The 19,247-nt window shown below is 67.6% G+C and carries 19 protein-coding genes and 1 pseudogene; 11 read left to right on the top strand and 9 right to left on the bottom strand.

What is annotated here, in order from left to right:
• Positions 1-55: 55 nt before the first annotated feature.
• From urtA to EBN03_RS19235, 7 genes are all read left to right on the top strand, one after another.
• A complete protein-coding gene (gene urtA / locus EBN03_RS19265; protein WP_122189477.1) occupies positions 56-1,354 on the top strand; it encodes an urea ABC transporter substrate-binding protein in 1,299 nt (432 codons plus the stop codon).
• A 105-nt stretch (positions 1,355-1,459) separates the two neighbouring features.
• The gene (gene urtB / locus EBN03_RS19260; RefSeq protein ID WP_122189476.1) at positions 1,460-2,344 is read left to right on the top strand and encodes an urea ABC transporter permease subunit UrtB; all 885 of its coding nucleotides are present in this window, start codon (positions 1,460-1,462) and stop codon (positions 2,342-2,344) included.
• A 71-nt stretch (positions 2,345-2,415) separates the two neighbouring features.
• Positions 2,416-3,525: an urea ABC transporter permease subunit UrtC gene (gene urtC / locus EBN03_RS19255; protein WP_122189475.1), complete on the top strand. Its 1,110-nt coding sequence runs from the start codon at positions 2,416-2,418 to the stop codon at positions 3,523-3,525.
• Complete coding sequence (urtD, locus tag EBN03_RS19250; protein ID WP_122189474.1) at positions 3,522-4,331, top strand: urea ABC transporter ATP-binding protein UrtD; 810 nt, start codon at positions 3,522-3,524, stop codon at positions 4,329-4,331. Before urtC ends, urtD begins: the two co-directional genes overlap by 4 nt.
• Entirely contained in the window at positions 4,324-5,016 is a 693-nt protein-coding gene (urtE, locus tag EBN03_RS19245) for an urea ABC transporter ATP-binding subunit UrtE (RefSeq protein WP_122189473.1), read from the top strand. The genes urtD and urtE overlap by 8 nt, the downstream gene beginning before the upstream one ends.
• Before the next feature lie 11 nt (positions 5,017-5,027).
• The gene (locus tag EBN03_RS19240) at positions 5,028-5,723 is read left to right on the top strand and encodes a GntR family transcriptional regulator (protein ID WP_122189472.1); all 696 of its coding nucleotides are present in this window, start codon (positions 5,028-5,030) and stop codon (positions 5,721-5,723) included.
• Positions 5,724-5,793: 70 nt separating this feature from the next.
• The gene (locus EBN03_RS19235) at positions 5,794-6,333 is read left to right on the top strand and encodes a carboxymuconolactone decarboxylase family protein (RefSeq protein WP_122189471.1); all 540 of its coding nucleotides are present in this window, start codon (positions 5,794-5,796) and stop codon (positions 6,331-6,333) included.
• A 1-nt stretch (position 6,334) separates the two neighbouring features.
• Here EBN03_RS19235 and EBN03_RS19230 read toward each other — a convergent pair whose 3' ends face one another.
• Positions 6,335-7,189, bottom strand: coding sequence for an SDR family oxidoreductase (locus tag EBN03_RS19230; protein WP_122189470.1), 855 nt, complete (start codon positions 7,187-7,189; stop codon positions 6,335-6,337).
• A 97-nt stretch (positions 7,190-7,286) separates the two neighbouring features.
• On the opposite strand from EBN03_RS19230, the gene EBN03_RS19225 reads away from it, so the two are divergent.
• Complete coding sequence (locus EBN03_RS19225; protein ID WP_122189469.1) at positions 7,287-7,676, top strand: winged helix-turn-helix transcriptional regulator; 390 nt, start codon at positions 7,287-7,289, stop codon at positions 7,674-7,676.
• Positions 7,677-7,857: 181 nt separating this feature from the next.
• Here EBN03_RS19225 and EBN03_RS19220 read toward each other — a convergent pair whose 3' ends face one another.
• The gene (locus tag EBN03_RS19220; protein ID WP_147471639.1) at positions 7,858-8,709 is read right to left on the bottom strand and encodes a hypothetical protein; all 852 of its coding nucleotides are present in this window, start codon (positions 8,707-8,709) and stop codon (positions 7,858-7,860) included.
• Positions 8,710-8,816: 107 nt separating this feature from the next.
• Between EBN03_RS19220 and sigI the strand changes: the two genes are divergently transcribed.
• Positions 8,817-9,674, top strand: coding sequence for an RNA polymerase sigma factor SigI (gene sigI, locus EBN03_RS19215; RefSeq protein WP_122189467.1), 858 nt, complete (start codon positions 8,817-8,819; stop codon positions 9,672-9,674).
• Positions 9,675-9,738: 64 nt separating this feature from the next.
• On the opposite strand, the gene lpdA is transcribed toward sigI, so the two are convergent.
• Positions 9,739-11,142 carry a dihydrolipoyl dehydrogenase gene (gene lpdA, locus EBN03_RS19210; protein ID WP_122189466.1) on the bottom strand — a complete coding sequence of 468 codons (1,404 nt, stop codon included), beginning with the start codon at positions 11,140-11,142 and terminating at the stop codon, positions 9,739-9,741.
• A gap of 191 nt (positions 11,143-11,333) precedes the next feature.
• Here lpdA and EBN03_RS19205 point away from each other — a divergent pair, with 191 nt between their 5' ends.
• Positions 11,334-13,394, top strand: coding sequence for a prolyl oligopeptidase family serine peptidase (locus EBN03_RS19205; RefSeq protein ID WP_122189465.1), 2,061 nt, complete (start codon positions 11,334-11,336; stop codon positions 13,392-13,394).
• 32 nt (positions 13,395-13,426) lie between these two features.
• Here the strand turns inward: EBN03_RS19205 and EBN03_RS19200 are convergent, their stop codons facing one another.
• From EBN03_RS19200 to EBN03_RS34235, 5 genes are all read right to left on the bottom strand, one after another.
• Positions 13,427-13,867: a hypothetical protein gene (locus EBN03_RS19200; protein WP_122189464.1), complete on the bottom strand. Its 441-nt coding sequence runs from the start codon at positions 13,865-13,867 to the stop codon at positions 13,427-13,429.
• 395 nt (positions 13,868-14,262) lie between these two features.
• Positions 14,263-14,988 (bottom strand): ESX secretion-associated protein EspG, encoded by a 726-nt coding sequence (locus EBN03_RS19195; RefSeq protein ID WP_122189463.1) that lies wholly within the window; start codon positions 14,986-14,988, stop codon positions 14,263-14,265.
• On the bottom strand, positions 14,988-16,280 hold the full coding sequence (locus tag EBN03_RS19190) for a hypothetical protein (RefSeq protein WP_122189462.1): 1,293 nt from the start codon (positions 16,278-16,280) through the stop codon (positions 14,988-14,990). The genes EBN03_RS19195 and EBN03_RS19190 overlap by 1 nt, the downstream gene beginning before the upstream one ends.
• A 2-nt stretch (positions 16,281-16,282) precedes the next feature.
• On the bottom strand, positions 16,283-16,918 hold the full coding sequence (locus tag EBN03_RS34240; RefSeq protein WP_158675680.1) for a DUF3558 family protein: 636 nt from the start codon (positions 16,916-16,918) through the stop codon (positions 16,283-16,285).
• Complete coding sequence (locus EBN03_RS34235; protein ID WP_158675679.1) at positions 16,915-17,292, bottom strand: hypothetical protein; 378 nt, start codon at positions 17,290-17,292, stop codon at positions 16,915-16,917. The genes EBN03_RS34240 and EBN03_RS34235 overlap by 4 nt, the downstream gene beginning before the upstream one ends.
• Positions 17,293-17,504: 212 nt before the next feature.
• Here EBN03_RS34235 and EBN03_RS19180 point away from each other — a divergent pair, with 212 nt between their 5' ends.
• On the top strand, positions 17,505-17,924 hold the full coding sequence (locus tag EBN03_RS19180) for a nitroreductase/quinone reductase family protein (protein ID WP_122189460.1): 420 nt from the start codon (positions 17,505-17,507) through the stop codon (positions 17,922-17,924).
• Between the two features lie 649 nt (positions 17,925-18,573).
• On the opposite strand, the pseudogene EBN03_RS19175 reads toward EBN03_RS19180, so the two are convergent.
• A pseudogene (locus EBN03_RS19175) lies at positions 18,574-19,227 on the bottom strand (DUF222 domain-containing protein); the annotation flags it as partial.
• Positions 19,228-19,247: the final 20 nt, after the last annotated feature.

The raw sequence follows: 19,247 nt of genomic DNA, 5'->3' as shown, positions 1-19,247 counted from the left end.
TGTTTTCGTGCGACCGGCAGGTGCCGTCGCGAACCGATGAGGAAGAGGTCCGCCCATGCCCAACTCCCGTGCCGCTCGTCGCGACCGCGCAGCCTCGACTGCGGGCACTGCCCGACGCCGCCGCCTGCTGGCCACGGTCGCGGCGCCGACCGCGGTGCTGTCCGCGCTGCTCCTCACCGGGTGCGGGAGCCGCGACGATTCGTCCACCACGACCGCGAAATCGTGTGTGGACACCTCCAAGGACACCATCAAGATCGGTTCGCTGCATTCGCTGACCGGCACCATGGCGATCAGTGAGGTGACGGTGGCCAATTCGACGAAGCTGGCCGTCGACCAGATCAATGCCGCGGGCGGTGTGCTGGGGAAGAAGCTCGAGATCGTCCCCGAGGACGGCGCCTCCGACCCGAAGACCTTCGCCGAGAAGGCCGAGAAACTGATCAGCTCCGACTGTGTCGCAGCCGTTTTCGGTGGCTGGACCTCGTCGTCGCGCAAGGCCATGAAGCCGAAGTTCGAGTCGCTGAACGGCCTGCTGTTCTATCCCGTGCAGTACGAGGGCCTCGAGGACAGCAAGAACATCTTCTACACCGGCGCCACCACCAACCAGCAGATCATCCCGGCCCTGGACTACCTCAAGCAGCGCGGCATCACCTCGCTGTACCTGGTCGGCAGTGACTACGTGTTCCCGCAGACCGCGAACCGGGAGATCAAGGCGTACGCCGCCGCCAACGGGATCGAGATCAAGGGCGAGGACTACGCGCCGCTGGGGTCCACCGATTTCTCCACAATCGTCAACAAGGTCCGTAACTCGCACGCCGGTGCGGTGTTCAACACCCTCAACGGCGACTCCAACGTCGCGTTCTTCCGCGAGTACGGCAACGCCGGCCTCAAGGCCGCCGACATGCCGGTCGTCTCGGTGTCGATCGCCGAGGAGGAGGCCAAGGGTATCGGCCCGCAGTTCCTCAACGGCCAGCTGACCGCCTGGAACTACTACCAGACCATCGACAGCCCGCAGAACAAGGCCTTCGTCACCGCCTACAAGGCCGCCTACGGCCAGGACCGCCCCACCTCCGACCCGATGGAAGCCGCCTACACCTCGGTCTTCCTGTGGAAGAACATGGTCGAGAAGGCGAAGTCCTTCGCGGTGGCCGACATTCAGAACGCGGCCGACGGCGTCAGCTACGACGCGCCCGAGGGCACGGTGACCGTCAACGGCGCCAACCACCACATCACCAAGACCGCGCGGATCGGCCAGATCCACGACGACGGCCTCATCTACACCGTCTGGGACTCCGGCAAGGCCATCGTTCCCGACCCGTACCTGACCACCTACGACTGGGCCAAGGGCCTCAAGTAAGTCCGATCTCGATCGGTAACGGCGTGCGCCGCGGCAGTGCCCCTTCCGCACCGCACGCCGAAATCCCCTGCTGAGCAGGGGTATTCGACACACGAGGAGATCGTTGTGGAAGTCGTTGTCGGCCAGCTCTTCACCGGGCTGAGTCTGGGATCCATCCTGTTGCTCGCCGCGCTGGGCCTGTCGCTGACCTTCGGTCAGATGGGCGTCATCAATATGGCGCACGGCGAATTCATCATGGCCGGCTGCTACACCACGTACGTGGTCGAGCAGGTCGTGCACTCGACCGGGGCGGCACTGCTGGTGTCCCTGGTCGCCGGTTTCGTGGTCGGCGGTGTGCTCGGCGCGATCCTGGAGGCCGGGCTGATCCGGTGGATGTACGACCGGCCGCTGGACACCCTGCTGGTGACCTTCGGGGTCGGGCTGGTGCTGCAACAGGCCGCCCGCAACATCTTCGGCGCCCCGGCCAAGAACGTCGTGGCGCCGGACTGGCTGACCGGCGGGTTGTCGATCGCGGGCACGGTGGTGCCGAAGACCCGCATCTTCATCATGGTGCTCGCGGTGGTGGCGGTGGTGATCCTGGCCGCGGTGCTGAAGCTGACCCCGCTGGGCCGGCGGATCCGCGCGGTGGTGCAGAACCGCAGCCTCGCCGAGACCAGCGGAATCTCCAGTCGCGTCATCGATCTGAGCACCTTCTTCATCGGCTCCGGCCTGGCGGCCGTGGCGGGAGTGGCGCTGACCCTGATCGGTTCGACCAGTCCGACGATCGGGCAGAGCTATCTGGTCGACGCCTTCCTGGTCGTCGTGATCGGCGGGCTCGGCCAGATCAAGGGCACGGTCATCGCGGCTTTCGCTCTGGGCCTGGTGAATTCGTTCACCGAGTACGCCACCACGGCGTCGGTGGCGAAGGTGATCGTCTTCCTGGTCATCGTCGTGTTCCTGCAGGTCCGGCCGCAGGGTCTGTTCACCGTCCGGACGAGGAGCCTGGCATGACCGGGTCAGGCGCGGAGGCGGCAGCGCAGCGTAACCACGTAGCGCCCCCGGTCAGGCCGAAAGGATTCAGCATGAAACTGCTGCACCACTCGTGGATTCGCACGCTGGGCGGCTTCGTCCTGGGCGCGGCGGTGCTGTTCGGGCTGGCTCCCGCCGTGCTCAGCGACTTCCGGCTCGGCCTGCTGGCCAAGTTCCTGTGCTTCGCCGTCATCGGGGTCGGGATCGGATTGGCTTGGGGCCGTGGCGGAATGCTCACCCTGGGCCAAGGCGTGTTCTTCGGGCTCGGCGCCTATCTGATGGCCATGCACATGCAGCTGGCCGACGCCGCCAAGCAGCATCAGAAGGTCCCGGAGTTCATGCAGATCGCCGGAATCGATGTGCTGCCCGGTTATTGGCAGCCGTTCGCCTCCGCGCCGGTAACGCTGATCGCGATCCTGGTGCTACCCGGGCTGCTGGCCGCGGTCCTCGGCTACGGGGTGTTCAAGCGCCGCGTCAAGGGCGCGTATTTCGCGATCCTGTCCCAGGCGCTGACCGCGGCAATGGCGATCCTGCTCACCGGACAACAGTCGATCGGCGGCTTCACCGGGCTCAGCGACTTCCACGCCTTCTTCGGCTATCGGCTCTCGGATCCGGTGAACCGGCGGATGCTGTTCTTCATCGCGGCGGCCACACTGCTCGTGGTGCTGGCGGCGGCCCGGCAGCTGATGCACAGCCGGTACGGCGAACTGCTGGTCGCGGTCCGTGACCAGGAGGAACGAGTGCGGTTCCTCGGCTACGACCCGGCCAACGTCAAGATCGTGGCGTTCGTCGTGGCGGCGATGTTCGCCGGGATCGCGGGGGCGCTGTTCACCCCGATCGTCGGCATCATCTCCCCCGCCGATATCGGCGTGGTGCCCTCGATCGTGTTCCTGATCGGGGTCGCCATCGGCGGCCGGACCACGCTGCTGGGCCCGGCGCTCGGCGCGATCGGGGTCGCCTGGGCGCAGACCACCTTCTCCGAGCAGTTCCCGTCCGGCTGGACCTACCTGCAGGGCGCGCTGTTCATCGTGGTGGTCGGCTTCGTGCCCGCCGGTTTCGCCGGATTCGGGCCGCTGGCACGGCAATTGGCGCAGCGGCTGCGCAAGCCGGGCGCGCCCGCCGCACCGGTCACCGCCGCCCCCGAAGAGAAGGTACCCGCATGACCGAAACCGCCACCGCCGCACCGAAACCGGGCGGTACCGCCGGCATGGCCGGCAGCGAATACCTCGAAGTCCGTGGCCTGTCCGTCGAATTCGACGGCTTCAAGGCGGTGAGCGGGGTCGATCTGACCGTGCTGCAGGGTGATCTGCGGTTCCTGATCGGCCCCAACGGCGCTGGCAAAACGACCCTCATCGACGCGATCACCGGGCTGGTTCCGGCCACGGGTTCGGTCCACAAGTCCGGCACCGAGATCCTGGGCCGCCCGGTGCACCGCATCGCCCGGCTCGGCGTGGGCCGAACGTTCCAGACCGCCAGCGTCTTCGAGCAGTTGAGCGTGCTGCAGAACCTGGACATCGCGGCGGGCGCGGGCCGGTCGGCCCTGACCCTGCTGCGCCGGCGCAAGGGCGTCCTGCCACAGATCGAGGAGGCGCTGGAGACGATCGGCCTGACCGCGCACCGCGACAAGCCGGCCGGAGTCCTGGCGCACGGCCAGAAGCAGTGGCTCGAGATCGGCATGCTCCTGGTGCAGAACGCCTCGGTGCTGCTGCTCGACGAGCCGGTGGCCGGCATGAGCCTCGAGGAACGCGACGAGACCGGAAACCTGTTGCGGCGCATCGGCACCGACCGGGTCGTGGTGGTCGTCGAACACGACATGGATTTCATGCGCTCGTTCGCCACCTCGGTCACGGTGCTCGCCGGCGGGCGGGTGCTCAGCGAGGGCTCGGTGGAGCAGGTGCAGGCCGACCCCGCGGTGCAGGAGGTCTATCTCGGCACCGCGACCCATGCGGAGGAGGACACCGATGCTTGAACTCGTCGACGTGCGCGCCGGATACGGCCGCACCGAAGTGGTGCACGGGGTTTCGCTGACCGTCGCCGAAGACCAGGTGGTGTCGATCATGGGCACCAACGGCGCGGGGAAGACCACGCTGCTGCGCGCCGCGGTGGGCCTGCTGCCGGTGCGCTCGGGCACGATCCGATTCCGGGGCGAGACGATCACCAAACTCGCTCCGTCCAAACGAGTTCGGCGCGGCATCGCCTACGTTCCGCAGGGGCAGCAGTGTTTTCCGCAGCTGACCGCGGCCGAGAACCTGCAGCTGGTGGCGGACGGCCGGCGCGGCGGCGCGGCCCAGATCGACAAGGCGCTGGATCTTTTCCCGGCGCTGCGGGACCTGTTGTCCCGCAAGGCCGGTCTGCTGTCGGGTGGTCAGCGCCAGCAGCTGGCGATCGCACGCGCCCTGATCACCGAGCCCTCGCTGCTGATCCTCGACGAACCCACCGAGGGCATCCAGCCGTCAGTGGTCGCCGAGATCGAGCGCACCATCATGGAACTCGCCGCGGGCGGCGGGTTGAGCGTACTGCTGGTGGAGCAGCACATCGGGTTCGCGCTGCAGGCCGCGCAGCAGTATCACGTGCTGCGGTCGGGCCGGATCACCTCGTCGGGGTCCGGCGGGGCGCAGGCCGAGTCCGCGGTGCGTTCGGCCATGGCGATCTGATCGGTGCCGAGATGGCGCGGCAGGGGCGTATCTCGTTGGGCGAGCAGGTCTATCGCGCGCTGCGGCGCGACCTCGCGGCCGGGGAGCTGACGCCGACCGAACGGCTGGCCGAGGAACCGCTGGCCCGGGCCTACGGTGTCTCCCGCACTCCGGTGCGGGAGGCCCTGGCCCGGCTGGTCGCCGACGGCACCGTGGAGCGGCATCCGGACGGGCTGTATCCGCGCCGGCCCACCCTGGAGGAGCTCGACGAACTGTTCGAGTTGCGAATAATCCTGGAAATGCAGGGCATTCAGCGCGTCCATGCGGAGCCCGAGCGGCGCTACCACCGCGCGGTGCTCGAACAGCAGCTCGAAATCTGGCAACGCTGGCGCCGGGATCTGCCCGCCCCCGACGCGGCGCTGATCACCGCCGACGAGCAGTTCCACACCGCGGTGCTCGGTGCGGCCGGCAACTCCGCGCTGGCCACCGCGCTCGACGACGTCCACCTGCGGATCCGGCCGATCCGCGGCCTGGATCCGCCCTCGGAGGTCCGGGTTGCGGCGATGACCGCCGCTCACGTGCAACTGCTGCAGCACTTGCTGGCCGGCGACCTGGACCTCGCGCGACCGGCCCTGCTCGCCCACATCTCCCACTCGCGCGCCCATATCCTCGCCCGAGCCCGCGAAGCCCGCTCACTGACTCGCCTCGGTCAGGCACTGCGGGACTGACCGGCCCGGGCACAGCCGTACCGCAGGTCGATCCGGCGCCCGTGCACCCGGGCCCTGTTAGCGTGACGGCATGGCATCGACAGCACCCCGCATCGCCCCCGGCCGGTTCCGTGAGCTGGGGCCGGTCAACTGGGTGGTCTGGCAGGTCCTTTCCCGGGCCGCCGGCACCTCGGATGTCCATCTGTTCAGCACGCTGGGCCGCACCGGTGGACTGTTCCGCGGCTGGCTGCACTACTCGGGCAAGTTGATGCCCGGCGGCCGGCTGTCGCGCTACGAGTCCGAGCTGGTGATCCTGCGGGTTGCCCACCTGCGGCAATGCGAATACGAGACTCAGCACCACATCCGGCTCGGCCGCCGCGCCGGAGTGACCGCCGAGATCCTGGAGCGACTACGCCAGGGGCCCGATGCCCCGGGCTGGTCGCCCAAGGAACGCGCCCTGCTGACCGCCGTGGACGCGATCGTCACCACCCGCGACCTCGACGACGCCACCTGGTCGGCGCTGGCCGAGCACTACGACGAGGCGCGCCTGATCGAGATCGTGCTGCTGGCCAACCAGTACGAGGGGCTGGCCAGCACCATCACGACCCTGCGGATCGAATCGGATCGCTGAATCACGCCGCGGCGAGGGCGGCCCGGAACACCTCGATCGCCGCCGTGGCCGGGTGACCCAGCAGCTTCTGCAGATCGCCGGACGTCACATGCAAGTAGCCGTTGGCGATCCCGGTGTCCGAATCGGCGAGTGCCCGGGCGTGTGGGGCATGCAGGCCGTGTGCCTCGAGCGCCGCGGCGTGGTCGTCCTCGGAGACCTCCCGATAACTGACCGGCTTTCCCGATACCGTCGAGATCGCCTGCGCCAGTTCGGCATACGTCAGTGCCTCACCACCGAGCTCGTACACCTGCCCGGCGTGCCCGTCGGTGGTCAGCACCACCGCGGCCGCCTCGGCGTAGTCGGCACGGGACGCCCCCGCCACCCGCCCTTCGCCGGCGGCGCCGTACAGCGCCCCGGATTCGATCGTGGCGGCCAGACCGGGCAGCCAGTTCTCCCAGTACCAGCTGTTGCGCAGAATCGTGTGCGGCACCGACGATTCCGCGAGTACGGCCTCGGTGCCGGTGTGCTCCTGGGCCAGGATCATCGGGTTGTCCTGCGCCCGCGGAATGCTGGTGTACACCAGCAGCTCCGCGCCGGCCCGCTCGGCGGCGCGAATCAGGTTGGTGTGCTGGCGAACTCGCTCCCCGAACTCGTTGCCCGAGATGAGCAGCACCCGGTTCACGCCGGTGAGCGCGGCGTCGAGCGCGGCGGGATCGTCGTAGGACGCCCGGCGGACCTCGACGCCGCGGGCCGCGAGGTCGGCGACCTTCGCGGGGTCGCGCACGATCGCGACGATCGGCCCGGCCTCGCGCGCCAGCAATGCCTCGACGACGAGACGACCCAACTGTCCACCGGCACCGGTTACGGCAATGGTCACGACTACCTCCAGCTCTATATGTGTACGGAACATCCAGCACTAACTATTTGTTAGTACCATATATTCCGGAACCACGAACAGAACGTAGGATCACGTCATGGACACCCGGCCCGCCGCGAGCACCGACCCGACGCTCGAGGCCGACGTCTTCGCCCGCGACTGCACCTCCCGCCCGGTCCTGCAGGACATCACCGGCCGCTGGGGCGTCCTCGCCCTGGTCGCACTCCGCGAGGGCCCCTACCGTTTCGCCGCCCTGCGCCGCCGCGTCGACGGCGTCAGCGAACGCATGCTCTCGCAGACCCTGCAATCCCTCGAACGCGACGGCATGGTCCACCGCGAGGTGCAGCAGACCATTCCACCGAAGGTGGAGTACACCCTCACCGAACTCGGCGCTCGCGTGGCCGAACACCTCGAGGCCCTGATCGTCACCCTCGAGACGAGTATGGACACCGTCCGCGCCGCCCAGGCCGCCTACCACCGTGAGTGAGCCTGCCCAGGAACGCGCCCGCGGGGATATAGCGCGGTAGCGCCGACGACGTTCCTGCGGGCCGGCGAAGCGTGCACATCGGCCGGGTATGTGGATGCCTACTCACCGCAGGAACGGTAAACAGCGACGGCGTAGAACAGAAGCAACGGTTTACTGGCCACTGAGCAGCTTTCGTTGTCGATCACCGCGGCACCAGCGCACCGTCGGTGAGCAGGAATGCGTCACCGTCCTGCCGAGTCCCGGCCATGATCGTGACCTGCCGCAGCCCGTCACTCGCGATCGCCCAGAGGCTGCGGGTCAGCGGCCCGGTCGGCGTCGCACAGGTCTGAGCACCTCCGGCCAGCTCGGCGGTACTGCCGTGCGCCTCGAGCACCCACTCGCAGCCGTCATCGGTCCGGGCGACGATCGAATCCCCTTCCCCCGGACGGTAATCCACCGTGCTGCTGGCCGGAATCGGAACCGGCAGTCCCACTCCCGGTGCGAGAGTCGCGACGTTCACCTGTTCCCGATTCGTGAAGCCCGACGCCGCCGGATCGAATTGCCAACTGCCGCTGAAGTTCTGCAACGTTTCCGCCCGCGTCGCCGCAGCGGCCCGGGTGCGGCGGGCATCGGTGAGCTGGAACGGCAATGTCACGCCGAGCTGGTAGCTGTTGGCGTGCAAGGTTTCCCGTTCGGTATCCCGGTCCACCTGCACCCGCCACCGGTCGATGTTGTACCCCGAGCCGATGTAGGAGTTGAAGCAGTACTGGTCCGTCGACGCCAGTTCCAGCGCGTCGCCCACGTTCCGAAAGCGCCAGGTACAGCCCTGATCGGTGTGTCCGAGGATCACCCCGTCGGCACCCGGGCTGAAGGTCACCGTCCCGATCTGCGGGAAATGCAGCATGATCGGGCCGATGCTCAGATCGGCCGTGCCGGTCGCACCGGCGGGCAGGTCATAGTTCCAGGTGCCCAGGTAGCGGGCGGTGTCGTCGGCGGGCGCCGCAGCCCCGGTCGCGGGAGTGATCCCGAGCCCGGCCGCGACCAGTGCGAGCACGATGCGAAGGCGAAAGCTGTTGCGTGTCATACCTCGAGGACGGGACGGCGGCCGGGAAAGTTACCGGAACCGGTAACTTTTCGGGTCCCCGTCTCGTCCTGAACCATATGGACATGCCCCGCGACGTCACCGCCGGCTGGCGGGCACATCGGCCCCACCTGATCGACCTCGCCTTCCGCATGCTCAGCGATATCGGCGCCGCCGAGGATGTGGTCCAGGAGGCGTTCGTCCGCTTGGCCGCTGCCACCGACGTCGACGACGAGCGCGCCTGGCTCACCGTGGTCACCGGCCGCCTGTGCCTGGACCACCTGCGCAGCGCCCGCGTGCGTCGCGAAAGATCCTCCGACCCGGACGATTTCGCCGCAGCGATCCCGGTGGCGCACACCCGGGCCGTCGATCCGGCGGACCGGGTCACCCTGGACGAGGAGATCCGGCTCGCCCTCGCCGTGGTCCTGGACCGGCTGTCCCCGCCCGAACGGGTGGCGTTCGTCCTGCACGACATCTTCGCCCAGCCGTTCGACGCGATCGCCGAGACCCTCGGCAAACCGGCCGGCACCTGCCGCCAGCTCGCCCGCCGCGCCCGGCAGAAGGTCACCACGGCGGGCGCACTGCCGCCGGCCACCGACCGCCACCGCGAGATCACCGAACACTTCATCGCCGCCTGCGCAGGCGGCGATATCGCCACCCTGATCACCCTGCTGCACGCCGACGCCTGGGGCCTGGCCACCTTCCCGCCCGTTTCCGGCCTGCCCGACCTCCGCACGACCGGCCCCGACGCCATGGCCGCCAACCTGCTGCTCTGGTGCGGCCCAGGCACAGTCCTGGTCTCGCACCCGGCCTGCGACCGTCCCGCCGTGCTCGTGTTCCGCGATCGGGTGCCGGTCGCGATCATGGTCCTCACCGTCGAGGCGGGCCGGATCCGCCGCATCGAGTCGACCGTCGACGTGGTCACCGGACCGCGCTGACCCAGCGCGGAAACGCCGACGCCCCCGGTGTGGACCGGGGGCGTCGGCGTAGCGCGATGCGGCGTCAGAAGTTGATCATGTGGCCGGCGAGGCCGTGGATGGCTTCCTGCAGCGCCTCCGACAGGGTCGGGTGGGTATGCACGTTGCGGGCCAGTTCGTTGACCGTCAGGTCCCACTTCTGGGCCAGGGTCAGCTCGGGCAGCAGCTCGGAGACGTCGGGGCCGATCAGGTGGCCGCCGATGAGTTCGCCGTACTTGTTGTCCGAGATCAGCTTCACGAAACCGGTCGGGTCGGCCAGGCCGTGCGCCTTGCCGTTGGCGGTGAACGGGAAGGTCGCGACCTTCACGTCGTAACCCTCGGCGCGGGCCTGCTCCTCGGTGAGACCGAAGGACGCGACCTGCGGCTGGCAGAAGGTGGCGCGCGGCATCATCCGGTAGTCGCCCAGCGGCATGGTCTCGGCGCCACCGATGGTCTCGGCGGCGACCACCCCCTGCGCCTCCGCGACGTGCGCCAGCTGCAGCTTGGCGGTGACGTCACCGATGGCGTAGATGTGCGGCACGTTGGTGCGCATGAAGTCGTCGATGGCGATGGCGCCGCGCTCGGTGAGCTGCACGCCGGTGTTCTCCAGGCCGTAGCCCTGCACCCGCGGCGCGAAGCCGACGGCCTGCAGCACCTTGTCCACCACGACGGTCTCGATCGCACCGGACTTGTTGTCCTTGATGCTGACCGTCACCTTGGCGCCGTTGTCCTCGATGGACTGCACGGCCGCACCGGTGGTGATCGGGATGCCGAGCTTCTTGTACTGCTTGGTGATCTCCTTGGAGACGTCCACGTCCTCGTTCGGCAGCGCCCGGTCGAGGAACTCGACGATCCGCACGTCGACGCCGTAGTTGGCGAGCACGTACGCGAACTCCATGCCGATGGCGCCGGCGCCGACGATCAGGATCGAGCCCGGCAGCTCGCGGGTGAGGATCTGCTCCTCGTAGGTGACCACGTTCGCCGACAGCGACGTGCCCGGCAGCAGCTTGGTCTCGGTGCCGGTCGCGATGATGCAGTTGTCGAAGGTGATCGTTTCGCTGCCGCCGTTGCTCAGCGCGACCGACAGGGTGTGGTCGTCGGTGAACGTGCCCTTCCCGTCGAACTCGTCGATCTTGTTCTTCTTCATCAGGAAGTGGACGCCCTTGACGCGCCCGTCGGCGACCTTGCGGCTGCGGTCGAATGCCGCGCCGAAATCGAAGGTCACCTCACCCGAGATCCCGAAGGTCCGGGCCTCCTTGTTGAAAATATGGGCCAGCTCGGCATTACGCAGCAGGGCCTTGGACGGGATGCAGCCCACGTTCAGGCACACACCACCCCAGTATTTCTGCTCGACAATCGCTGTTCGCAAGCCGAGTTGAGCGGCCCGGATCGCGGCGACATAACCGCCGGGACCAGCGCCGAGAACGACGACATCGTAGTGGGAAGTCACGCAATGCAGCCTAGCGCGTGGGCGTCGGCGCGGGGCGGGCGCAGCGCACTGTGACCAACCAGACCGACCGGTCGTCCGACCTCACCGCGCGTCCTGTTCCCGTGTGCGGGAAGCGGGGTTGTCGAGACGGTTGCTGTGCGGCTGGCGAACAACCCTCGTGCCGGGCGGCGGCCCGCTGCAACAATGGCGCTATGACCGGCGAAGCGCAGCACAGCGACCCCTACCTCTGGCTCGAGGACGTGACCGGCGACGCGCCGTTGAGCTGGGCGCGTGAGCGCAACGAAGTGGTACACGAACGGTTCGCCGCCACCGACCGGTTCAGCGCGCTGGAGCACCGCATCCTCGACATGTTCGACACCGATGCGCGCATCCCGTATCCCACCCGGCGCGACACCTGGCTGTACAACTTCTGGCGCGACGCCGCCCACCCGAAGGGCATCTGGCGCCGGACCACGTTCGAGCAGTACCGCACCGAGAACCCCGAATGGGACGTGTTGCTCGACCTGGACGCGCTGTCGGCCGCGGAGAGCGAGAACTGGGTGTGGTCGGGTGCGGCCGTGCTGCGGCCCGCACAGTCGCGGGCGCTGATCAGCCTCTCGCGCGGCGGAGCCGACGCCACCGTGGTGCGCGAATTCGATCTGGAGAAGCGCGAATTCATCCCGGCGGCGGCGGGCGGTTTCGAACTGTCCGAAGCGAAGAACTGGATGCGCTGGATCGATATCGACACCGTCTACGTCGGAACGGATTTCGGTCCCGGTTCGCTCACCGACTCCGGGTACACGCGAATCGCGAAGCGCTGGCGCCGCGGCACCCCGTTGGAGGCGGCCGAGACCGTGTTCGAGGGCGAGGCGAGCGACGTGTCCGTCGGCTGCGGCTACGACCGCACCCCCGGTTTCGAACGGCACTACTTCACCCGGGCCACCGACTTCTTCAACGAGCAGGTGTACCTGCTCGCCCCGGACGGCAGCCTGACCTACCTCGAATCCCCCACCGACTCCGACGAATCCTGGCACCACGAGTGGTTGCTGATCCATCTCAAGTCGGAGTGGACGACCGGCGGCAACACCTATCCGGCCGACACGCTGCTGGCGATCGATTTCGACGAATTTCTCGCCGGTGGCCGCGATTTCGATGTCCTGTTCGCGCCCGACCCGCACACCTCGCTGCACGACTACAACTGGTCGGAACACCATCTGATCGTGTCCACCCTGCAGGACGTCCAGACCCGCCTGCACGTCCTCACCCCGGGCCCCGACGGCTGGACCCGGGAACCGCTCGCCGACACGCCCGCCATGGCGACCACCGGTGTCACCAACCTCGACAAGATCGACGGCGGTGACGACTTCATGCTCAGCACATCCGGTTTCACCACGCCGGCCACGCTGCTCGAAGGCACGATCGGCAAGCCCGTCCGACTGCTCAAGCAGGCTCCCGGCTTCTTCGACACCGACGGCATCCGCACCGAACAGTTCTTCGCCCGTTCCGATGACGGCACGATGGTGCCGTATTTCGTTATCCGGCACCAGGATCGGATCGGCACGCCCGGCCCGACGGTGATGTCGGGGTACGGCGGCTTCGAGATCTCCCGAACCCCCACCTACGCCGGCGTCACCGGCATGAGCTGGCTGGAACGCGGCGGCACCTGGGTGATGACCAATATCCGCGGCGGCGGGGAGTACGGCCCGCAGTGGCACACCCAGGCCCAGAAGGCCGACCGACACAAGGTGTACGAGGATTTCGCCGCCATCGCCCGTGACCTGGTCGACCGCGGCATCACCACGCCCGCGCAGCTCGGCGCGGTCGGCGGCAGCAACGGCGGCCTGCTGATGGGCGTCATGCTGACCCGCTACCCGCACCTGTTCGGCGCCCTGGTCTGTCAGGTCCCGCTGCTCGACATGAAGCGCTACCACCTGCTGCTGGCCGGCGCGTCCTGGATCGCCGAGTACGGCGACCCGGACAAGCCCGAGGAATGGGCCTACATCTCGGAATACTCCCCCTACCAGAACACCAGCGCCACAGCGGAATACCCGCCCATCCTGATCATGACCTCCACCCGCGACGACCGCGTGCACCCGGGCCACGCCCGCAAGATGACCGCACTACTCGAATCCGAGGGCCACACCGTCTGGTACCACGAGAACATCGAGGGCGGCCACGGCGGCGCGGCCGACAACAAGCAGCTGGCATTCCAGTCGGCGTTGATCTACGAGTTCTTCACACAGATGCTGATGGACAAGAGCGTGCCGGAGTAGCGGCCGATATCGCGTACTGCGGCCGGGAAGTGTTACAGCAGGCCGGAAATCGCCTGCAGTACGCCGGAAAGGCCGCCCACCAGGTCGGTGATCGAGCTGCCGGGGCCGGTGGGGGCGGCGGCTACGGTGATGAAGCAGATATCGCCGGGGTAAGCGCTGTTGCCGAAGGCAACGCTGTGGTCGCCCACGTAGGTCGGTTTCCACGTCGCGGTGGCGGTGGAACCCTGGACGTTGGGGTCGGATTGGAAGATGGTTCCGTCGTCGTAGAAGTCGACGGTGGTGCCGACGGCGGTTTGCGGGATCGGCACGGTCATCGTGTACGTTCCGCCCACGGTGAAGGTCGTGTCGGGGAAGTACGCGCAGGGGGCGGCGGTGGCCGCGGTGGCGGTCGGGGTGACCACCGCAATGGATGCGGCCGCCACGATCCCCATTGCGGCCGCGACGCCCGCGCGCCGGCCGATCATCTTCGTCATGTTCTATCTCTCTGTGTAGCAAGCCGATTCGGCGGACAGAATGTAACAGCCGGACGGCGCCATTCGAGTTCGAATTCGCCGAGAACCGGTGAATATCCGGATGGCACGGCTCGAATTGACCGACCGGTCGATCGAATCGGAATTTCGAGCACACTCTCGAGATCGAATCGACTGCGCAGAAAAAAGGATTCACGGCACCTCCGAATCATCGCCGTGGCCTGCCCTTTCACAGGAATCCAGCCGCCGAAGAACGACTTCGCCGAAATCGCAAGCCCCGAATTCCTTGGGCAGCAATATTTCCAGCCGAATACGCATGGGGACATAACCTGCTATGTCGCGAATTCAGAGCCGCCTGGGTCGCGGTATCAGATCGAATAGGACAGCCGGACAGCGGTTCACCAGTCCGGTTCCGGCTCGTCGTGGATCAAGCGGGCGATCTCGCGTCGCAGGGTGGGTTCGTCGCAGGGTGTGACGTGGAGTTCGTGGTGGAGGGCGCGGAGGGTGTAGCGGCCGTCGCCGGGGACGTCGATCCAGTGGAGTTGCAATGTGGTGTGGGGATGTTCGCTGCGGACGCGGTGGCGGACCTCGACACAGCCCAGGCCGTCCCGGGGGCCGGTAATCAGGCGGCGCATGCGCTGCCCCGTGGTCTCGCGGATGCCGGCCCAGCCGGCTTCCTCCTCGGCACGCATGCGGTCCACGTTCTCGACCAGGGCGGCGCCGCGGCCGGCGCGGACCGGACCGCCCGCGATGGTGGTGAAGATCTTCGGAATGATTCCGGCCGGGCCGGTTTCGACGAGGACGTTGCCGCCGTACACCGGATCCGCCGTGGAGCGTTGCGCGAGAACCACGCCGAACCCGGCCGTCACCGCGGCGTACACCCGCATCGGCCGCGCGGTGTGCCCGGTGAGGGTGACCACGCTGTCGGGGTCGGCGGCCGCGCGCAGGATGCGGGTCAGGTCCGGGTCGCCGCCGAGCGGCAGCCGGGTATGCAGTTCGGCGGCGAGCCGATCCCGATCCGCTTGCAGCGGAGTTGATCCCCGCAGCACCAGCGGCGCCGGATAGCGATCGAGTCCGGTCTCGGACCACACGTGCAGGAACTCGTCGGGGGTGAACTCCCGCATCAAAACGGCCTGGGCCCGGCGGGCGGAACACGCTGACCGCCACCCCGTGGCCCAGGCGGCACCTGATTCGAGGCCGCGGGCACGTTGGCACCGATGGCTTGCGGTACGGTGCCGTCCACGCGGCCGATCAGCTCGTCGGAGCGGTCCATCACCAGGTAATCGGGCGAAAGATGTTCGCCGTCTTCCTCTTCGCCCTTCCCCTTGCCTCCCGCACCGGGCGACATCCCGCCGGGAAGTCCGGCTGTCCCCGCCGTTCCACGCGGTCCAGCGGTCACCACACCGTTCACCGTGGATCCGGGACCGCCCGGAACACTCCCGCCGGGACCACCCGGCACATTCCCGCCCGGACCACCCGGAATACCGATACCGGGACCACCCGGGCCGGCGGGACTGCCGGTAGACGAAGGCAATCCGGGCAGATCCGGTAGCACGCCCGCGGGAGCCACTCCGGCAGGCGCGGTCTGCGTACCGAGCGGATTCTGGTTCTGGGGGTTCGCGGGCGCGGTATTCGAGGGCGACAATCCCGCCGGGCCGGTAGTGGTCGCAGGATCACCGGTCGGCGAACCCGGATTGTTCTGGGTCCCAGGGCTGTTCGGGTCACCGGTGTTGCTCGGCGACCCCGGATTACCCGGCCCGCTGGGCCCGCCGGGAATCCCCGAGCCCGGACCACCCGGCTTGCTGACCGGCACGAACGTGGGCACGCCGTCGCCGGCGGGATCGAAGATCGGCTTGTAGATGTTGTTCATCGCCGCCACCGTCTCCTGCACCGCCTTCGACTGGTCGGTGGACAGCGAGCTGGGATCCGGCACACCGGGGAACGTGATACCCCCCATCGTCAATGGCACAGCTGTGGTGACGATATCGCCCTGTGCCCCCTGGACCGCGGTACGCACCGCCTCGGCACCGTAGGCGGTAGACGAGATCCGCTGCGCAACATCGAGCATCACCACATGAGCATCCGTAACCTGGCTGACGAAAGTCGCTTTCGCGGCCGCGGCGGCGGAAGCGGCCTTCCCTTGCAGCGACTGCAGCTCGTGCTCCACTGACATATGCAGGCCGGTGATCGCCCCGTTCACGGCACCGGCAATGTCACGCCAGGCCTTGGCGGTGGAGTGCAGATGCTGCGGATCCATGGAGTTCACGCCACCGACGATGTAGTCGTAGTGCGCGCTGTCGAAGCTCTCCTTGTTCTGGATGTAGGACGGGTCGGTGTCCTTGTAAGACAGCTTCGCCGCCTGCGTATCGGCGCCGATCTTGGCCTGCTGAGCGATCGACAGCGGATCCGGGGCCACGATCAGTTGTCCTTACCGACCGAGGGTTCGATCGCTTCCGCAACCTTGTCGAGACCGTCGCATGCCTTCACTCCTTTGACCGCCGTGTCTGCGTTGAGATTCATTCCCACTTGGACATAGCCGGCCTTGGTCTGGAACAGAACGTCACACCGATTCGATCCCATCTCGCCGGACAATTCGAGAGCGGAACGACCGTTGACCGTCATGGGCACTGTACGGCCCGCATACTTGTTCTCGGCCTCGCTCATGGTCACATTGCCCGACAGGATACTCAGCCGCCCACTACCATTCTTGAAGTAGCAGAGGAGAAACGTGTATCTACCCGGACTATCCTCTCCACGTTCCCGAGAGGCTGGATCGAACCCTGCTGCCTTAATTTCTGAGTCTGGAATCCAGGTACACGGGTCGAAGACCACATCTTGGCGGTCAGGAGACTTGCCCTGGTTGAATCCGGCCGGTGGCTGCAGATACTTCTGAGTCAGGGTCGGAAACGGGGAGCTGGGAGTCGAAGAAGCACTAGCTGCGGCGCTCGGCGTGTCCTGAGTGCCCGAACTCCCTTGGCCGCATGCAGCCAGCAAGCCAGCGGCAACAGCCAGCGAAGCGTATGCCGGAAGCCTGAGAGATCTTGCGGCGGTCACAACGATATCTCCTGATTCTTGGCATTGATCATTTTCGTCAATGCACTGTCGGCTTGGCTGGTCTGGTTCGCTGCCTCGAGATACGCAGCCGCCATCTGATACCCAGCCTCCTGCATACCGAGAAGCGTGTTCACCAACTCCCCGGCCTTGCGCGCGAACCCCGATTGAAGGTCCTTCGCGGAGTCCAGCGTCCCGAACCCATCCACGAAGACGAGGTCGCGAGCCATCTGAATGTACTTGTCCAACGACTCCGCGAACGTCTGGAAATGCTGCGCGCAGCGCTGCGCCGCGTCCAGGTCCATCACGAACGTGCCCGACTGGGCCTGCTGATACAGCGACCCGGCGGCCGCCTGCCCGACATCGACCGACGCCATGATCCCTCCCGTCCAGCCTCGTACTTTCTTCGACGCACCGGCTTCACGTCCGGTTCCCCTCGCCTTCGCACCCTATCCCAGCTGCGCTATACCGGGTCAGGCCTGACGGTCACTCGTCCACAGCGCGAAGACAACGGTCCGATGGGCCGCGTTGGGCCCGACGGCGGGTGCCGGCCGGAATAGAAGTGCCGCCCGCCACCGTTCGAGGTGTCATGAGCGACGACGAACGGCGTGCCCTGAACCGGCGGATCATCGACGAGTTCCGCGCGAACGAGGGGCGGGTGCAGCAGTTCACGGACTATGAACTGTTGCTGCTGACCACGATCGGGGCGAAGTCGGGTGAGCCGCGCACTTGGCCGCTGGCATTCCATCGCGCCGGCGCGAATCTGGTGGTCTTCGCCGCCAACGGTGGCCGCGGGAACCGGCCAGGCTGGTACTACAACCTGCGCGCGAATCCGGCGGCGACGGTGGAGGTCGGCACCGAAACCTACACGGCCACCGCCGAGTTCGCCTCCGCGAGTGAGCGGCAGCGGCTGTGGGACGAGTTGGTCGAGAAGTTTCCGGCGGTCACCGATTTCCAGGCGAAGGTGAGCTGGGAGATTCCGGTGATCACGCTGACGCGCGCCGACTGAGCTCGGATTCGGTTCGCCCCCAACGCATCCGATCACGCAGCAGTCCCGACGGGCTCGCGCAAAGGTCGGCGACCAACACCGGAGGGGCGGCGACCAGCAGCGGACGGCCGGCGACCAGCGCTCGACCGTCGGCACCGCCACCGACGCGAACGCCATGCTGCGCACCCTGTCCAGCCGACTGGGCACACCGCACATCGGCTCGGCCGAGGCGTTGCACTCGGTGCGCCGGACCGCATCCGACATCCGACGGCCCGACCGGTGCGGTCGACGGCGTTGTCCGCCTCAGGACTCCTCGGTACACCGGACCGGATCCGGCATCCGACGGCCCGGCCGGTGCGGTCGACGGTGCTGTCCAGCGCAGGACTCCTCGGAATACCGGACCGGATCCGGCATCCGACGACCCGGCCGGTGCGGTCGACGGTGCTGTCCGGCGCAGGATTTCGGCGAGTAGTTGGTCCGGATGGTGACGGTGATTGACTCTCGGGGTTTGGTCGGGGTCCCACGACCGAGGTGCGATCCAGCCGACTCGGCCGGGGTATCGGGTTTCGGGGCCGAGAGTGACTGTCCGCCAACCTTGTTCGGTGCCGTCGACTCGGGCGTGGCAGTGATCGCAGGCGAGTACCAGGTTCTCGATGTCGGTCGAGCCGCCGTCGGCCCACTCGCTCACGTGGTGGATCGCGCACATGCTGGCGGGCGCGTCGCAGCCCGGGCGGGTGCAGCCGCGTAGGGATGCGGTCAACGCCAAGCGTTGTGCGGGTGAGGCGAGGCGTTTGGTGCGTCCCATATGCAGTGGGAGGCCGCTATGGTCGAAGACCGCGAGGAACGGGCGGGATCGCTCGGCTAGTGCCAGTGCGTCTTTGATCGGGACGGTCCCGCCGGTGGCGGTGTTCGCGACTCCGGTCTCGTTCTCCACGTCCTCGACGTTGATGGTGAGGATGCAGGTGATGGGCAGGCCGCGGTGTGAGCCGAGCCGGTCGGTGACGATTCCCCATTCCAGCAGGGCCCGGATGGCGTCGTGGGTGCGCTGGGGTGCGGTGCGGTCGTCGCGTTCGGCTGCGGCACGCAAGGTTTCAGGGTCGACCGTGTCGGGGTCGGTGAATGATGAGGCGGCGTCGTCGGGGTTGGCGACGCCGGGCCGGGAGTATTTGCCCAGCAACGGATCCAGGAATGCCCGCAGTTGCGGGGTGATCAGGCCCGAGATCGGGGAGAGTCCGTCGGTGCCTTGTCGGCCGATGGTGATGCCGCGTCGGCGGTTGCGGTCGGTGTCGCTGGAGAGTGTGCCGTCGGGGTCGAGGTAGGCGATGAGCCGGTCACCGATCTTGC

This window comes from Nocardia stercoris, assembly GCF_003696265.1.
In the GTDB taxonomy this organism is placed as follows: domain Bacteria; phylum Actinomycetota; class Actinomycetes; order Mycobacteriales; family Mycobacteriaceae; genus Nocardia; species Nocardia stercoris.
This window is presented reverse-complemented; position numbering and strand designations above follow the sequence as displayed.

Excerpts from the sequence above, each read along its gene's own strand:
- urtA (WP_122189477.1), top strand. The coding sequence starts at position 56 with ATGCCCAACTCCCGTGCCGCTCGTCGCGACCGCGCAGCCTCGACTGCG.
- urtC (WP_122189475.1), top strand. The coding sequence starts at position 2,416 with ATGAAACTGCTGCACCACTCGTGGATTCGCACGCTGGGCGGCTTCGTC.
- urtD (WP_122189474.1), top strand. The coding sequence starts at position 3,522 with ATGACCGAAACCGCCACCGCCGCACCGAAACCGGGCGGTACCGCCGGC.
- urtE (WP_122189473.1), top strand. The coding sequence starts at position 4,324 with ATGCTTGAACTCGTCGACGTGCGCGCCGGATACGGCCGCACCGAAGTG.
- EBN03_RS19240 (WP_122189472.1), top strand. The coding sequence starts at position 5,028 with ATGGCGCGGCAGGGGCGTATCTCGTTGGGCGAGCAGGTCTATCGCGCG.
- EBN03_RS19235 (WP_122189471.1), top strand. The coding sequence starts at position 5,794 with ATGGCATCGACAGCACCCCGCATCGCCCCCGGCCGGTTCCGTGAGCTG.
- EBN03_RS19225 (WP_122189469.1), top strand. The coding sequence starts at position 7,287 with ATGGACACCCGGCCCGCCGCGAGCACCGACCCGACGCTCGAGGCCGAC.
- sigI (WP_122189467.1), top strand. The coding sequence starts at position 8,817 with ATGGACATGCCCCGCGACGTCACCGCCGGCTGGCGGGCACATCGGCCC.
- EBN03_RS19205 (WP_122189465.1), top strand. The coding sequence starts at position 11,334 with ATGACCGGCGAAGCGCAGCACAGCGACCCCTACCTCTGGCTCGAGGAC.
- EBN03_RS19200 (WP_122189464.1), bottom strand. The coding sequence starts at position 13,867 with ATGACGAAGATGATCGGCCGGCGCGCGGGCGTCGCGGCCGCAATGGGG.
- EBN03_RS19195 (WP_122189463.1), bottom strand. The coding sequence starts at position 14,988 with ATGCGGGAGTTCACCCCCGACGAGTTCCTGCACGTGTGGTCCGAGACC.
- EBN03_RS34235 (WP_158675679.1), bottom strand. The coding sequence starts at position 17,292 with ATGGCGTCGGTCGATGTCGGGCAGGCGGCCGCCGGGTCGCTGTATCAG.
- EBN03_RS19180 (WP_122189460.1), top strand. The coding sequence starts at position 17,505 with ATGAGCGACGACGAACGGCGTGCCCTGAACCGGCGGATCATCGACGAG.